This window comes from Micromonospora sp. LOL_013, from assembly GCF_048060315.1.
Lineage (GTDB): Bacteria > Actinomycetota > Actinomycetes > Mycobacteriales > Micromonosporaceae > Micromonospora_E.
This window is the reverse complement of sequence record NZ_JBHMIQ010000115.1, coordinates 1-498: the sequence shown is the minus strand read 5'-3', so window position 1 is coordinate 498 and position 498 is coordinate 1. Positions and strand designations below refer to the sequence as shown.

Below are 498 nucleotides of genomic sequence, written 5' to 3'. Positions count from 1 at the left end.
GCGCATGTAGCCGGAGCAGGTGATCACCCGGCACGACTCGTGGCCGAGCCAGTGTTCGATGGAGTGGATGGACTTGTTCATCTCGTCGGGGAGCCAGCCCTGGTGGCGGCCGGCTTCGGTGGCGTGGATGGTGGCGATGAGGGGGATGTCGAGGTGTTCCTTGAGGGTGATGGCGGTGTGGGTGACGAGCCAGTCGTGGGCGTGGATGACGTCGTATTCGGCGGTCTGGGTGGCGCGGAGGGCGGCGCGGGTGAGGGTGTGGTTGAAGGCCATGGTCCAGGCGAGGAGGCTGGGGGTGGCGAGGGGGAACAGGGGTGGGTCCTCGGCGGCGCGGATGATGCGGACGCCGTCGGCGTATTCCTCGAGGGGGGCGCCGGGGGCGTGGCGGGTGACGACGGTGACCTCGTGGCCGGCGTTGGCCAGGGCGACGGAGAGGGCGTGTACGTGCCGGCCCAGTCCGCCCACCACGACGGGTGGGTACTCCCAGGACAGCATCAG

At 69.9% G+C, this 498-nt stretch carries 1 protein-coding gene; it reads right to left on the bottom strand.

Going from position 1 to position 498, the window contains the following annotated elements; all coding sequences use genetic code 11:
• Window positions 1–498: glycogen/starch synthase (locus tag ACFHWS_RS28560; RefSeq protein ID WP_416569592.1), on the bottom strand; the 498-nt coding region annotated here is incomplete at both ends.